7 protein-coding genes are annotated in these 15936 nt (G+C 46.0%); 5 read left to right on the forward strand and 2 right to left on the reverse strand.

Features of this window, described 5'->3' with window-relative positions; all coding sequences use genetic code 11:
* A complete protein-coding gene (locus tag A3EU_RS0125900) occupies positions 1 to 1467 on the reverse strand; it encodes a ferritin family protein (protein WP_020539099.1) in 1467 nt (488 codons plus the stop codon).
* Positions 1468 to 1751: 284 nt separating this feature from the next.
* Between A3EU_RS0125900 and A3EU_RS0125905 the strand changes: the two genes are divergently transcribed.
* From A3EU_RS0125905 to A3EU_RS31945, 4 genes are all read left to right on the forward strand, one after another.
* Positions 1752 to 3470: a fatty acyl-AMP ligase gene (locus A3EU_RS0125905; protein ID WP_020539100.1), complete on the forward strand. Its 1719-nt coding sequence runs from the start codon at positions 1752 to 1754 to the stop codon at positions 3468 to 3470.
* Between the two features lie 2 nt (positions 3471 to 3472).
* A complete protein-coding gene (locus tag A3EU_RS0125910) occupies positions 3473 to 4780 on the forward strand; it encodes an LLM class flavin-dependent oxidoreductase (protein ID WP_020539101.1) in 1308 nt (435 codons plus the stop codon).
* A 36-nt stretch (positions 4781 to 4816) separates the two neighbouring features.
* A complete protein-coding gene (locus A3EU_RS31940) occupies positions 4817 to 10510 on the forward strand; it encodes a type I polyketide synthase (protein ID WP_020539102.1) in 5694 nt (1897 codons plus the stop codon).
* 15 nt (positions 10511 to 10525) lie between these two features.
* A complete protein-coding gene (locus A3EU_RS31945; protein ID WP_020539103.1) occupies positions 10526 to 13741 on the forward strand; it encodes a non-ribosomal peptide synthetase in 3216 nt (1071 codons plus the stop codon).
* Here A3EU_RS31945 and A3EU_RS0125925 read toward each other — a convergent pair.
* On the reverse strand, positions 13726 to 14817 hold the full coding sequence (locus A3EU_RS0125925; protein ID WP_044086965.1) for a sulfotransferase family protein: 1092 nt from the start codon (positions 14815 to 14817) through the stop codon (positions 13726 to 13728). The two genes, A3EU_RS31945 and A3EU_RS0125925, sit on opposite strands and share 16 nt — an antisense overlap.
* Before the next feature lie 239 nt (positions 14818 to 15056).
* On the opposite strand from A3EU_RS0125925, the gene A3EU_RS0125930 reads away from it, so the two are divergent.
* Positions 15057 to 15935, forward strand: coding sequence for an alpha/beta fold hydrolase (locus tag A3EU_RS0125930; RefSeq protein WP_020539105.1), 879 nt, complete (start codon positions 15057 to 15059; stop codon positions 15933 to 15935).
* Position 15936 lies beyond the last annotated feature (1 nt).

Consider the following 15936-nt stretch of genomic DNA (forward strand, 5'->3'; position numbering starts at 1 on the left):
TTACGGAGTTGCTTTTTTTCGGCCTATTATCTCCATGAGTTCTTGCGGTTCAATGTACAAGCTTATTCTCGCCAATTGCTGACTCAACCGATTAACGATATGCTGGTAGAGTGTTTCAGGTGCTACGCCAAAGGCCTGGAAGGCCTGAATGAGGTGGTGGTCATCTGTTTTGTCACCATAGACAGACTTCATCATTACTTTCAATGCCATGCGGTTGCGATATTGCTCCCAGCGATTACCTTTCCGGAAAAGCTCATTGTACATAGCCACGCACAAATCCATGTGTCTTGTCTCATCCTGTTCAGAGATCGTTTTGCAAATACTACAGAACAGCGGGTCGGGCATATACTCTTCTTCGCCAAAAAACTCAAGGTAGGCAGCACCGATAGCTTCCACAATTACGGCCAGAAACAACCCGGTGCCGGGGAGGAAGCGTGCCAGCCACATATAGCTATTGGCACCTTTGAGAAGCTTGTCAGGAATGAACTCTTTAGCTTCTAGTTTCTCGGCAAGGAAACGTCGAAAAGTAGCCGAATGCTTCGCTTCATCGTTGATAAAGGTGGTCATCGCTTCTTGAATCTCCCGGTAACGTTTGTAGTGAATGATGCCCATCGTTAAAGGAGCGATAGCACTTTGCTCTACAACAAGGGCGTGATTAGCGATGTCTTTCAGGCCACGGAGCTGCCGCTGTAAAATCAAGTCCTTGAGGCGAGATAAATCCACTTGGTCATCGGGTAAGGTTTTCGAGCTTAGTGTTTTTTGCACGAGCCTCAGCGTTGCTTCAAGGTCTAGCAAAACCTGTGCTTCAATCGTATTAAGCTCCTTTTGGATGTTTGTTTTTAATCGCCTTGATTCATTTTTGAGCTCGATTTGCGTTTGCCGCAGCTCTTCTTTCGTCTGGTTGACTTGGTCGATCAAATGGGCTAAGTGGGCCTGTTGTTTTTTTCGTTCCGTTTCTGTTTCTATGTATTTTACGGTTGTGCCATTATTGAATAGTCCTAGCCGTTGTTGTTCACGCAAATCCAGTAATTCACTTTGTTCAATTTCCAGTTGATCACTTAATTTCCTTACGTCTAAATGGATCTTTTTTAACGGCGCTTGGATAAGTAATGCTTGATGAATAGTAGCGTTGTCTTGGGGAATACATTCGGCAATGTCCTTCAGGCCTTCCTCTTCCAAAGGCAATCTTGTTTGCTGTATCTGGTTGATTTTATAGATTAGGGTGTCTTCTATCATTGGTAAAACCATAAAAGACACTTTTAAAAAACGATCAGCATCAAGGCCTTTCAAGTGTTTTTTTAGGTTGCCCTGAACACTCTGCTGCCAGTCGAATTTAGTTTCCTGACTCCAGTATTTTTCTTCACTATCCTTGGTATACTGAGTGAAATCACGAGTAGGGGTAAGATAGTAATCCGGTCGCCCTTTAATGATGGGACGGGGGCTGGGGAGGTTACGGTGATTATTCACTTTTATGGGTTTTGAATGCAGAATACATTAAGTGACGGATTAAAAATGGCGCAGCTTATTTCCGTCGAATTACTAAGTAACCTCTATAAATGGTTCCTTAAATATATTGTTTTTCTACGGATGTTTTTACCTTTAGTAAACCTCAAATTTTGAAAGTTACCTTTTTCCAAGTGTAGGAACTCCCCTAAAGGCAGTGGTTTTGTTTTACTTTTTACCTAGTGAAGTTATGTGTCAAGATACTCTGTTTTTTGCGCATTATTTTTTACCAACCTTGAATAAAATTCATGAAGGACCTGACAACTTCTCTGGCTGATGTCTTACAGCAGCGTGCGGTGTACCAGCCGCAGAAGTTGGCCTATCGCTTGCTCAAAGATGGAGAAGAGAATGAGATCAGCTTGACTTATGAGGAGTTAGATCGTCGGGCTCGCGCCATTGGAGCATTGCTACAAACGGCCACCCGGCCAGGAGACCGGGTGCTTTTACTTTTTTCAACCGGATTGGATTTTATTGCGGCTTATTTTGGCTGCCTCTACGCGGGTGTTGTTGCCATTCCGTTAACGCCACCTCACCCTGCTCGTGTTGAAAAGTCGCTGGCTGCTATGCTTCGGATTATTGATGACGCCAAGCCTACTGCAGCATTGTTAAATACACCCTTGTTTACGGCGATTACAGCAAAACAATCGGTAAAGGAGAAGTTTAGTAAACTAAGATTACTGTTAACTGATCGGGAGGACTTGGACAGCTGGGCGGATCGTTGGGAGATGCAGGGGACAAAAGGAAAAGATTTGGCTTTCCTTCAGTATACCTCTGGCTCAACGACGACACCCAAAGGAGTAATGGTAAGCCACGCCAATCTTCTCCATAATTTGAGTGTCCTTGAAGCTTCGATGGAGCTAACGGTTGATAGCCAGATTGTTACCTGGTTGCCACCTTATCATGACATGGGGCTTGTCGGTGGCATCTTGCAAGGTGTTTATACCGGATATACTGTCACGCTGATTCCTCATTTACTGTTTTTACAACGACCTATTCGTTGGCTTAAAGCCATCAGTAAATTTAAAGCCACCACCAGTGGAGGGCCTAATTTTGCCTATGAACTGTGTCTGCGAAAGATTAAACCAGCTCAAAGAGATCAACTAGATCTGAGTAGTTGGAAAATTGCCTTTAATGGAGCAGAGCCGATTTACCACAAAACGCTGGAGCAATTTGCAGATTTCTTTGCCTCCTGTGGCTTTCGCCGAGAGGCTTTTTTCCCGTGTTATGGTTTAGCGGAAGCTACGCTCATGGTTGTCGGAGGGCCAAAATGGAGAGCCCCCGTGAGTAAGAAGGTGCTAAAGTCGGCCTTGGAGAATCGTGAAATAGTCGTTGTATCAAGTTCCGATACTGATAGCCAAGTATTAGTAAGTTCTGGCCAAAACCTGGCGAACCAAAACCTACGAATTGTTGATCCCGAAACACTTAATCTTTGCTTGCCTGATCAGCTTGGAGAAATATGGGTGAATGGCCCCAGCGTTGCCAGTGGCTATTGGAATAACAGGGAAGCTACAGCCAATGCGTTTGCGGCTTATCTCGCAGATAGCAAGGAGGGGCCTTTTTTAAGGACAGGTGATCTTGGTTTTATGAATGATGGAGAGCTATACGTCACTGGCCGCCTCAAGAATTTGATCATTGTTGATGGTAAAAACCATTATCCCCACGATTTGGAAAGGACGCTAGAACAAGCTCACCCGGCTATCAGGCCAGCAGGATGCGCGGCCTTTTCAATAGCGCAAGCTGGCCGTGAACGGATTGTTGTCATTGTTGAAATACAACACCGATCAGAGGCCGAACCGGAAGCTATTCGTAGCGCAGTTCGTAAAGCGATTGCCGAAAACCACGAACTCAAGGTTTTTGATATTAAACTGGCATTACCCGGCAGTATACCCAAAACGACCAGTGGGAAAATAAAACACTTTCTCTGTAAAAAGAACTACATCTCAAGTACGCTTAAAGAAACCCTATAGCCATGAAGTTTGGAATATTTATCGACTTACAGTTACCCCGCCCCTGGGCAGAAGGGGATGAAGTTAGGCTCTTTCACGAAGCGCTGGAGCAAGTAGAACTAGCTGACAGCCTGGGGATCGATTATGTCTGGGTTCAGGAGCATCATTTCCTGGAAGAATACAGCCACTCGTCGGCCCCTGAGGTCTTCCTGGCTGCTTGTAGTCAACGAACCAAGGATATTCGCCTGGGGCATGGTATTGTCGTGATGTCTCCCAAGTATAACCATCCTGCAAGAGTGGCTGAACGTTTGGCTACACTCGATATCCTCAGTGGTGGAAGAGTAGAGTGGGGGACGGGGGAATCCGGTTCGCGCATGGAACTGGAAGGGTTTGGTGTCGACTTTGTAGACAAACGCCCGATGTGGGCAGAAGCAGTGCAGGAAACCGCCAAAATGATGAGCACTAACCCTTACCCAGGGTTCAAAGGGAAATACTTTTCGATGCCGCATCGCAATGTGGTGCCGAAACCTATGCAGCGACCTCATCCACCAGTGTGGGCGGCTTGTTCCAATCGCGATAGCCTGAATTTAGCGGCTAAGCTGGGAATGGGTGGGCTGACTTTTGCTTTTATCAATGCAGAAGAAGCCAAATTTTGGGTGGATGAATATTACGAGACCTTCAAAAGAGAATGCAACCCTATTGCTCAGGCTGTCAACCCTAATGTCTCAATGCTAACGGGGTTCATGTGCCATAAAGATCATGATACTGCTGTAGAGAGGGGGCAGGAAGGCGCTCAGTTTTTTGCTTACGGACTCGGGCATTACTGGCGGGACGGTATCCATCATCCGGGCCAAACTGATATGTGGGAAGCATTCAACAAGCGCCCGGTTTCTGTTGATAAAAAGCTGGAACGTGAGCGTAAAAAGGCAGGAATGAGTGGCATTGGTAACCCAAAACACCTTGTCGAAAATTTTCGGGCATTGGAAAATGCAGGCGTAGATCAGTTGATCCTTTTACATCAATGTGGCGCTTATAAACACGAACATATCTGCGATTCCCTCAAACTCTTTGCCGCCGAAGTTCTACCTGAGTTCAAGGAGAGAGAAGCTATCCGCGAAAAAGAAAAGCAGGAAATGCTGGCCCCTTACATTGAGGCCGCCCACCGCAATATACCAGCACCAACGCCGATGACAGAAATACCACCGGTAGAGGCGTATCCATTGATGTGGAAAAAAATGAGTGCCGAGACTTCCCAAAGTACGCCTGACCGACGGCCAGGTATGACGGCATTCTGGCAAATGCAAGTGGGCGGAAAGCGCCCCAAAAAATAAGTGCCTTAGTAGAACCTGTGACCCATAGTTATTACAATGAAGGAGGAAAAAACCACCAGCGAAATTCAGGATTGGCTGATCAGTCAAATTGCTGAGTTATTGGAGATTGATCCGGATACGATTGATACCGAAAAGTCTTTTACCGACTATGGCCTATCGTCTAGTGACGTAGTGATGATGTCTGGGGATTTGGAGGATTGGCTGGATCGTCGGCTTTCACCCACCTTAGCGTATGAATATCCCAGTATTCTGAAATTAGCTCACCATTTAGCGGAGAATGGTGCAAAAGAAAACTCGAATTCGGCGGAGAACACGCCGGGTATCCCTGCAAACGAGCCTATTGCTATCATAGGAATGAGCTGTAGGTTTCCAGGTGCTAACGACCCCGAATCATTTTGGCAATTATTGAGTGAAGGTGTTGATATGATTTCGGAAGTGCCTGCTGACCGTTGGGTAAAAGAAGCATTCTATCACCCTGATCCCGCCGTTCCTGGGAAAGCCATTTCCTACTGGGGCGGATTTTTGGATACAATAGATGAGTTTGATCCTTTCTTTTTTGGGATTTCCCCTCTGGAGGCCAAGCACATGGACCCTCAGCAGCGCTTATTGCTAGAGCTATCCTACGAAGCACTGGATGACGCAGGACAACACAAGAAAGACATTAGCGGCAGTAAAACAGGCGTGTTTGTAGGGATTTCTATTAGCGAATACAGCCAGTCTCAGTTAGGAGATCCGCTACATATTTCTAGTCATTCGGGTACGGGTAGCGCTTTGTCGATTGCGGCCAACCGAATCTCTTACGTTTTTGATTTTCATGGGCCCAGTATGGCTATAGATACGGCCTGTTCCTCATCGTTGGTGGCAGTGCATTTGGCTTGTCAAAGTTTGCGGAATGGGGAATGTAAGATGGCACTTGCCGGTGGTGTAAATATGATACTTTCGCCAGCGCATTCGATAGCTTTTACCAAAGCAGGAGTTTTAGCGCCGGATGGGCGTTGCAAAACATTTGATGCCCAGGCCAATGGCTATGTGCGGGGAGAAGGCGGCGGTGTAGCCGTACTCAAGCCGCTATCTGTGGCGCTGGCGGATGATGATCCCGTGCTGGCCGTGATTCGGGGAAGCGCCATTGCACAAGATGGACGAACCAATGGTTTGATGGCTCCCAGCCAGGAATCACAGGAAGCGATGCTGAGAGAAGCCTATCAGGCGGCAAGGGTGGCGCCGGGAGAGGTACAATACGTAGAAGCCCATGGCACCGGAACACTTTTAGGCGATTCCATGGAGGCTGGCGCTATTGGCAAAGTTATTGGTGCTGCTCAAACAAAAGGCACCTGCTCTATTGGTTCTGTGAAAACCAATATTGGACACCTGGAAGCTGCGGCAGGAATGGCTGGCTTGATAAAAGTAGTGCTGTCGATGCAGCACCGCACGATTCCCCCCAGTTTGCACTACCATTCCCCAAATCCACACATCCCTTTTGAGGAGCTTAACCTCCGGGTGCAAACGACTACCGAAGCTTGGCCAGATACCACAGCACCAGCCATCGCAGGCGTGAGTTCTTTTGGTTTTGGTGGAACCAATGTCCACTTGGTCTTTAGTGAAGCGGAACCCTCTCCGCAACAGATCGTAAGCAATGAAACGCTTATCTCTACCCATCAGCCTGATTACTTATTACCAATATCCGCCAATAGTCAGGATCATCTGAGTATCGTTGCAGCATACTTTTATGATTTACTGAAGACTAACATCGAGACAACCGCCAAAGATATTTGTCAAGTGGCCAGCTTCCGGCGTAGTCAGTTTGACTATCGCCTGGCGGTAGTTGGCACTACCCGGCAAGCATTGGCAGATAGCCTGGAAGTTTATTTAGCGGGTGGGGCAGATATCAACCTTTTTACAGCTGACTCCATTCTTGATCGAAAGCCTAAGCTAGCCTTTGTTTTTTCTGGCCAAGGCGGCCAATGGTATGGCATGGGACGCCAATTACTAAAACAGGAAGCAGTATTTTATGAGGCCATTATACGTATCGATCAACTTGTTCAAAGCCGTTTTGGATGGTCTGTGTTAGAAGTACTTCTTGCCGAAAAAGATGAACTACGGTTAGACGAAATAGCAGTCGTTCAGCCTGCCATCTTTGCGATACAGGTGGCCCTCGCTGAGTTGTTAGCATCATGGGGCATTACGCCCGACGCAGTGACGGGCCACAGTATGGGAGAAGTTGCTGCCGCCCACATAGCAGGCGTTCTAAGTTTGGAAGATGCTGTGGAGGTGATTTGTGTCCGTAGCCAACACCTCAAAAAGCTTAAGGGTTTGGGCCGTATGATGGTCACGGAATTAACGCTGAATCAAGCAAAAGAAGCCTTGCAAGACTGCGAGGATACTGTCTCTATTGCTGCAATCAACGGCCCTACATCTACCGTGCTATCTGGCGATCCTGAAAAAATGGAGGAAATTATGGATAGCCTCCAGAGAAAGAACCTCTTTTGTAAATGGGTAAAAGTTGACGTAGCGTCCCACAGCCCGCAAATGGATCAAATACGCCCTGAGTTGGTAGCGGAATTGCAGGGCCTACAGCCACAACCTGCCAGCATTCCTTTTTATTCTACAGTAACGGGCAAACTGGATAATCAGCTCGATTTCTCGGCAAACTATTGGATCGATAATCTCAGAAAACCCGTTTTGTNTTCCAACACTGTAGAGCAATTGCTAGTTGGTGAGTATACCGTGTTTATGGAAGTTGGCCCTCATCCTGTTTTGTTGGGCGCATTACAACAATCGGTACCCGATAATCATCCCGAAGTCAGGTCACTGGCCTCCCTGCGCCGCGAGGAACCCGAACAGGAAGCACTTTTGAAGGCGCTGGGAGCATTGTATACGGAGGGGTATCCCATAAATTGGAAAAACATTTACCCTGGGCACACAAAGCATTTAAGACTTCCTCCTGTTCCTTACCAACGCGAGCGGTATTGGCTGGATCATATTTCGTCAGGATCGCAAAATGCCTGGCACTCGTTAAAGGGAAATGGCGACAAAATTCACCCTTTGCTAGGCTCGCAGATAAGTCTAGCGCATACTCCTACTACTCATCTTTGGCAAAATACCATTGATCTTGCAAGGATGAGTTATCTGAGGGATCACCAGTTAGAAGGGGAGACTGTTCTTCCTGCTACGGCTTATTTGGAGGTGGCTTTACAGGCGCTGAAAGAAGTAGGTTTGGCTGATACTTGCTTTTTGTCTGATATGGTTTTTAAACAAATGATGATCTTGGATAAGGCTAAGCCAAGGTCGCTGCAAGTGTCGTTGGCTCCTGACGGAGAACATCGATATCAATTAAGCATATATAGTCAAAACGCTTTGTCGCGAGAATGGGTGCTACACGCTACTGCTGCTGTTGTAAAACAGACAGAGAAGACAAAAGAAACAATAAGTAAAGCGGAGCTTGACCTGCTCCGCGAGGATACAGCAGCTCCGCAAAGTGTCATTGGTTTGTATGAAAAATTTCAGACGCTAGGCGTTGAGTATGGGCAGCTTTTCCAAGGCGTCCAACAAATTTGGAGTAAAGAGAACGTTGCCTTGGGACGAATTCAATTACCAACCTCTTTGCAGTATGATCAGCAGGATTACCAAATACATCCAGCTTTATTAGATGCCTGTTTACAGGTGATCGCTGCAACGAAAAAAGCGACTGCGGGCCAAGCACTTTACATTCCTTCTGGCTGCCGAGAAATCCATTTTTTCTCTCAACCAAGCGAGGTGATATGGAGTAAGGTAACTTTCTCGTCTACTACAACTGAGATGGCAGATAGCCTGGAGGTAGATGTCTTATTGTTTGATGATCAACAGAATATCGTTATCGAGCTGCTTGGTTTTCGTGTCCAACGGATAACCAAGCGTAAACGTCGACAACTTAATCAACAAGATACCTGGCTATACCAATTGGCGTGGCAGCCTCAGCAAGGAGGAGCCATTAATATGAGCCGACCTTTAGAAAAAAGAAATTGGCTAGTTATTGCCGATAAGGAAGGTTTCGGACACGAATTGGTAAAACAACTGGAAGAAAACGGAGATGTTTGTCAAGTGTTTCTTTCTCAGGAAATAATAGAGTTTGCTGAAGCAAAGAAGGAGAATGGAATATTAGAATTGTTGGCAGCGCAGTTAGAAAAAACAGGTGCCTCCATCTATGGCATTATTCATCTTGCGAGTCTTTCTGTCTCTTCTCCGTCACAGGGAAGAACGGCAGATTTTGAGCAAATGTATCTGCTGGGCTGCAACAGTGTACTTTACCTCGTGCAAGCTTTGTCTAAGCGTTTTGCCGGATCACCACGCCTGTTTTTAGTTACGCTGGGCGCTCAAGGTGTTCAGGCTAATGAACCTGTTGCTATTGAGCAGTCTGCTTTGTGGGGGCTGGGGAAAGTCATCAGCTTTGAGCTTCCCGAACTTAAATGTATCCGTATAGATTTAGATCCAGAACAGCCCAAGGAGGAATCTGTCAAGCTTTTAGCTTTAGAATTAGGGCAAGAAGGTGTGGAAGACCAAGTTGCGTTTCGCGCTTCTCAGCGGTTTGTCCATCGCTTGTTGCCTTTCCGGCAAATGGCCCCACGGGGTAACTCCGAAATTTTGGTGCGATCAGATAGCACTTATTTGATCACAGGAGGGCTGGGTGGATTAGGCTTGTTGACCGCAAAATGGATGGTAAAACAAGGCGCCAGGCAGCTGGTGCTGTTAGGGCGAAGTGAGCCTTCTGCTACGGCTACAGCGGCAATAACGGATTTGCAAAGAGAAGGAGCTGATATCATTGTCGCTTCGGCAGACGTAGGTGATCAGGAACAAATGAAGGCACTGTTTCAGCAAATGAAGGAACACCTTCCTGTGCTGCGGGGTGTCATCCACGCTGCGGGAGTATTGGATGATGGTTCGTTGCTCAACCTGGACGAGGAACGAATGAAAAAGGTGATGATTCCTAAGGTAGAGGGCACTTGGATATTACATGAGGAAACAGCCTCAATGCCGCTTGATTTCTTCGTACTCTTTTCATCGGCGGTTTCCGTATTGGGAGCTCCGGGGCAGGGAAACTATGCTGCTGGCAGTGCTTACCTGGATGCAATGGCCCATTATCGCCAGCAACAGGGGCTATCGGCCATTAGCATCAATTGGGGGCCTTGGGGAGAAGTAGGCCTCGCGGCAGAAGCAGCAGCGCGCTTGGAGGAACAGAATGCTTCAACGCAACACCTCGTGAAAGTGATCAAGGCAAAAGAAGGCTTGGCCGTATTGGATTATTTGCTTGCTACCCCACATCCGCAGGTCGTTGTATTACCTTTTGATTTGAAAAATTTACTGGAACTTTATCCAACGGCAGCCAGTATGCCATTCTTCGCCGAAGTAGGTGGGAGTGATACACATGTTGCTCGTCTCTATGCTCGCCCCAATTTGCGACAAGCTTATGTGGAGCCTCGCAATGAGGTAGAACGCAAACTTGCCGAGCTCTGGAAGCAGACGCTTCACATTGACCGAATAGGAATCCATGACTCCTTTTTTGAGTTGGGAGGAGACTCTGTGCTCGCTGCCCAGATATTAGCATTGATCAGGAAAGCGTACGATATCAGTATCAATCCTCAGGATGCTTTTGAGGCTTTTACCATTGAAAAACTGGCCATGATGTTAGAAATCGAAATGATTAAGCAACTGGAAGAAATGAGTGAGGAGGAGGCCCAAAGAAGACTTTCGAAATAAAAAGCAAGTGTAAATATGGAACTTTCTCCCGCAAAGCGTGCACTGTTAGAAAAATGGCGAAAAGGGCAACAACTAAGCTCAAATAGCCAAGAAATAGCCCGGCGTCCTGAGAACAGCCCGCTTTCGCTTTCGTTGCCACAGCAGCGGCAGTTGTTCCTTGAACTGCTTGATCGAGGTACCGCTGTGAATAACCTTTCGGTGTTGATCGAACTGAAAGGCAAGCTTGATGTTGCAGCATTGGAACAAAGTGCTAATCAAATTCTTGGTCGCCATGAGGTCTTGCGAACCAGCTTTAAACTGGGACTGGGAGCTCCCGTGCCTGAAGTCACTACAGCATTGGCTTTCCAACTCCCGCTTGTTGATTTGCAACAACAGAAGGGGACAACTCCGGAACAGGAAGCTCGCCGCTTAGCAGAACAGGAGGTTTTACAGCCTTTTGACCTGTCGCAAGCTCCATTGATTCGTCTCCAGCTCTATCAATTGGAAGCAGGGAGACACTGGCTCTTAGTCATAGCACATCATACCGTAGCCGACGGATGGTCTTTGGGGGTATTCCTAAAAGAGTTGATGGCTTTTTATGGAGCCAATACGACAAGCAAGCCTGCTCAGGTAGCTGAACTGGCGATCCAGTACGCTGATTATGCGCATTGGCAGCTTGCTAATAAGCAAGAGGAGACGCTTCAGGCCTCAATGGCTTACTGGAAGCAACAGTTGGCGGGAGAATTACCGGTACTGGAATTACCCACAGATCGCCAGCGCGGAGCCCGACAAACGTTCTCGGGAGGAACCCATCGGTTCAGGTTATCCAAAGCAACCACCGCAGCACTTGATCAGCTGAGCAAAGAAGAGGATGTTACCTTGTTTATGACTCTGTTGACGACCTTTTATGTCTTACTGTACCGTTATAGCGGGCAGGAAGAGGTACTGGTTGGGACACCCGTTGCCAATCGACAATTTTCTGAACTGGAGCCTTTAATTGGAGTGTTTATCAATACGCTTGTACTTCGTATGGACTTTGCTGAAGATCGCTCTTGGCGAGACTTACTCAAGCGGGTTAGAAAAATGGCTACAGATGCTTATGCTCATCAGAAATTACCTTTTGAAAAGTTGGTGGAAGTACTGAAACCAAAGCGTGACCTTAGCCGTTCACCACTTTTTCAGGTGGTTTTTAATTTGCAAAGTTCACCATTGCCTAAGCTGGAAATGAATGGCCTGGAAGCTGATTTTCTGGAAATTGACCGCGGAGTATCTCAATTTGACCTGACATTGATGGTCTCAAAAATAGAAGAGGAGTGCCTGGCAACAGTTGAGTACAATCGCGATCTATTTGAACCAGTGACGGTTGAGCGCATGTTCCAGTCTTTTCAGCTATTGCTAAATGAAGTATTGATACAACCGGATCAAGCTATTTCGAAGTTGCCACTATTACCTGAGGGAGCGATAACCGACCTGTTAAGCCAACTCAACGATACCCAACTTGATATTCCTGATGAAAAATGCCTGCCTCATCTTTTTGAAGAACAAGTAGCTAGGACGCCAAATAAAATTGCACTTGTTTTTGATAAAACAAAGCTCAGTTATCTCGAATTAAATAAGCGGATAAATGCGTTGGCAAGGCATCTTCATGAGTTAGGGGTTGGCCCCGAGGTTCGGGTGGGTGTTTTAATGAAAAAATCATCGGCAATCATTGAATCGTTGCTCGCAGTACTGAAAATAGGCGGTACTTATGTGCCTATCCACGCTTCTTTTCCAGCAGAGCGGGTACAGTACATACTTGGGGATGCCGAAGTAAAAGTACTGCTGACGAATATAGCGATTGATTTGGCTGTAAAGCCAGGCGTTTCTATAGTTTACCCCGATAGCCTGGAACTTGTAATGGATAGGGCTGGCGAAAATCTACCAAGATTAGCTCAGCCAAGTCAGCTTGCCTACCTCATTTATACTTCAGGATCTACAGGTAAACCTAAGGGAGTGATGCTTAACCACTCGTCTCTGACCAACTTCCTTTGGTCAATGCGGAGCACACCTGGAATTGAAAAAAAGGACATACTGATGGCGCTAACGTCCATTTCTTTTGATATTGCTGCGCTAGAGTTATTCTTGCCCTTGACCGTAGGAGCAACGGTGGTTGTGGCCAGTGAAGAAATGACGACAAATCCCCTCTTATTGGCAGATGCGTTGGACAACTATGAGGTGACCATGATGCAGGCGACACCAGCTACTTGGCAGCTTCTAATCGAGGCGGGGTGGCAGGGCAGGCAGGGATTGAAGGCACTCTGTGGCGGGGAAGCATTATCACGAAAATTAGCCAACCAGCTGCTAGATCGGGTAGATGAATTATGGAATATGTATGGCCCTACCGAGACGACGATTTGGTCGTCCGTCAAGCAAATACATAAAGGCCGGCAGCCTATCACGATTGGTGAGCCTATTGCTAACACCCAGTTATATGTGCTGGATCACCACTTGCAGCCTTTGCCACTTGGTGTGGTAGGGGAGTTGCATATCGGCGGAGCAGGCTTGGCTCGTGGTTATCTGAATCGGCCAGCCTTGACCAATGAGAAGTTTATTACTGATTTTTTCAGCACCAAACAAGGAGCGAGACTTTACAAAACAGGCGACTATGCCCGGCATTTGGCGGATGGAGCTATCGTGGTTTTGGGGAGAATAGATGATCAGTTGAAGATCAATGGCCATCGTATAGAGTTGGGCGAAATAGCAGCAGTCTTACGACAACATCCTGCCGTCAGTGATGCCATCGCACTGGTGCGCACAGGCAAATTGGTCGCTTATTTTATCCCTAAAAAGGAAGAATCTCCGGGAAATAGTGAGTTGCGAGCATTTTTTAGTGAGCAATTACCTACCTATATGATACCTTCTTTTTTTGTAAAAATGGACGCTTTCCCTCTAACACCCAATGGGAAAATTGACCGTAATGCTTTACCGATGCCCACTGGTATTATCCAGGTATCGGTAGCGGATACTCCCCGAAACGAAGAAGAGCAACTCTTGGTAAAGATTTGGCAAAACGTGCTGGAGTTGGAGCAAATAGGTATCTACGATAACTTCTTTGACCTTGGTGGTGCCTCCATTCAAAGTATCCAGGTGGTCGCTAAAGCCAATATGTACGGTTACCGCATTGGGGTCGAAAATATCTTTGAGCACCAGACGATTGCGGAACTGGCCACTTTTATACAAGAGGAGCGGCAAAACCATCAAAGAGAAGGATAATCCCACTGCTGTATAAAAGGTGCTAAAGCTTGCTTGACAGTCTCCTTCTCTTGTACCGGAAGTTCGTGCTTTAACCTAACGTAGCTTTTTTGACCCATGATATAAGACTTCATTTGATCTTCGATGTAGCCAAAGTCTTCTAATTGAAGTGTCTGGTAAATTTCTTGCATTTTCTCTATCGGGTGTTGAATAAGTTCTTGGTAGGGGATTTCAATGAGCTGCCCCTTGGGAATAAGGTCTTTTTCTTGTAAATACCGCTCCATGATTTTAGTGTAGGTTTCTAGAATAATGGCATTGTTATCAACAGTTTTAGTAGTTCCCAGGGCGTAAATACGATTGGTTACTTTCCAGAATTTTTTATTGGAAGCATAGACATCATAAGGGTTTCTGTGGATAAAAATGAATTTTGCTTTGGGAAACATAGCTAGCAAAAGCTTTATCCTGGCCGTATTGGGAGGACTTTTTAGAATCAGTTGTTTGCCATTATTGGCGAGGGATATTTTTTTTATTAAAAAAAGGAAATCTCTTTTCCATGCTTCTAGTTCGGTATCCGGAATATTATTAAACAGTACATATTTATTAAACTGTTGGAGCATAATGTCGGGATAGAAATAGCCCCATTGCGCACCTCTGGGGTTTAAGGCAGTGGTCATGGCGGCATCTTCTTCCCCTGGATAACGAAAAGACATTTGAATTCTATGGACAGGGTCCTGTAAATTGAAAAGGCGGCAAAATAAATCAAAAAATGGCGACAAAATGCGTTCGCTTCCTAGCATGATTTCAGGAAGGATCATCTGAAAGTTGGTATGATACCCCAGGCGATCATCCTGCGTTAGAAACTGATGCATAAAAGACGTACCACTACGGTAAAAACCCAGGATGAAAATTGGATCTTCGGCAAGGCGATGCTGCTCAATTTTCTTATTGTAACCAAGTTCTATCCAGCGCAGGGGCTCAAAAAGAACTGTTTTGAGCAACCAGCCTGGTAAGTTTTTTAGTCCTTTAAACGATATGCCTCCGTTTTGATAGGCCGTTTTTATGAACGTATAAATAGGAAGAGGGAACAGTCGATTCATGTGTAATATGGATAAGGTCAGGAAATCTTCCTGGTGTGGGTTTAGGTCGGAGAGGAATTGTGGTTACTGTTGTAAATGATAATAAAAAGGACGAATGCACTAAGAAGTATTGTATACAATTTATGACTTTAAAATCTAAATATTCCCTTCCTGTTAACCAGATTGTCGGTTTCTCTAATAAATGGGTTAAATTTAGAATGAAATATCTATAGCACATTGATGATTTAACCACGGTAAACATGGCTAGCGTAAGTTCTGATCTTTATCCATTTAAAAGCCATTATCTCGATATTGGAGGGCATCGTTTTCACTATCTGGAAGAGGGCAAAGGGGACCCCGTGGTACTTCTGCACGGTAACCCCTCATGGTCTTTTTATTACCGAAAACTCATTCCCAAGCTTTCTTCTGAGTTTCATTGTTTGGCTCCTGACCATATAGGTATGGGGTATTCGGATAAGCCGGGAGATGATGCTTATAATTATACCTATACGCAGCGTGTCAAAGACTTGGAGTATTTTTTGGAGGTGAAAGGGATTACGGATAACATCACGCTTATTGTACACGATTGGGGCGGGATGATTGGCATGTACTACGCACGACGGCACCCGGAAGCGATCAAGAAAATTGTACTCCTAAATACTGCTGCTTTTCATCTTCCTAAACAGAAGGCATTTCCGTTTATGCTGCGATTTACCCGGTCCTTCTTGGGCATTTTTGCCGTTCGGGCATTCAATGCTTTCAGTTTTGGTGCTACGTTGATTGGTGTGAAACGGAATAAAATGCCACGCGAAGTACGCCGAGCCTATCGGGCGCCCTACAATTCTTGGAAAAACCGTATTGCTACGCTTCGTTTTGTCCAAGATGTACCCCTCAAAATAGGTGACCCTGGCTTTGATGAAATCACGGATTTGCAGGATCATCTCCATTTATTCAAGGATACGCCTATATTGATTGCCTGGGGGCTCAAGGATGTCGTTTTTGATGTCAATATTCTGGAAAAATGGGTAGAATACCTGCCTCATGCACAAGTACACCGTTTTGAAGATTGCGGTCATTATATTCTTGAAGACGCACAAGAAGAAGTTGGTAAACTGATCGTTGATTTTTTAGCACATTAAC

The sequence above is a fragment of the Lewinella cohaerens DSM 23179 genome (assembly GCF_000379805.1).
GTDB lineage: Bacteria > Bacteroidota > Bacteroidia > Chitinophagales > Saprospiraceae > Lewinella > Lewinella cohaerens.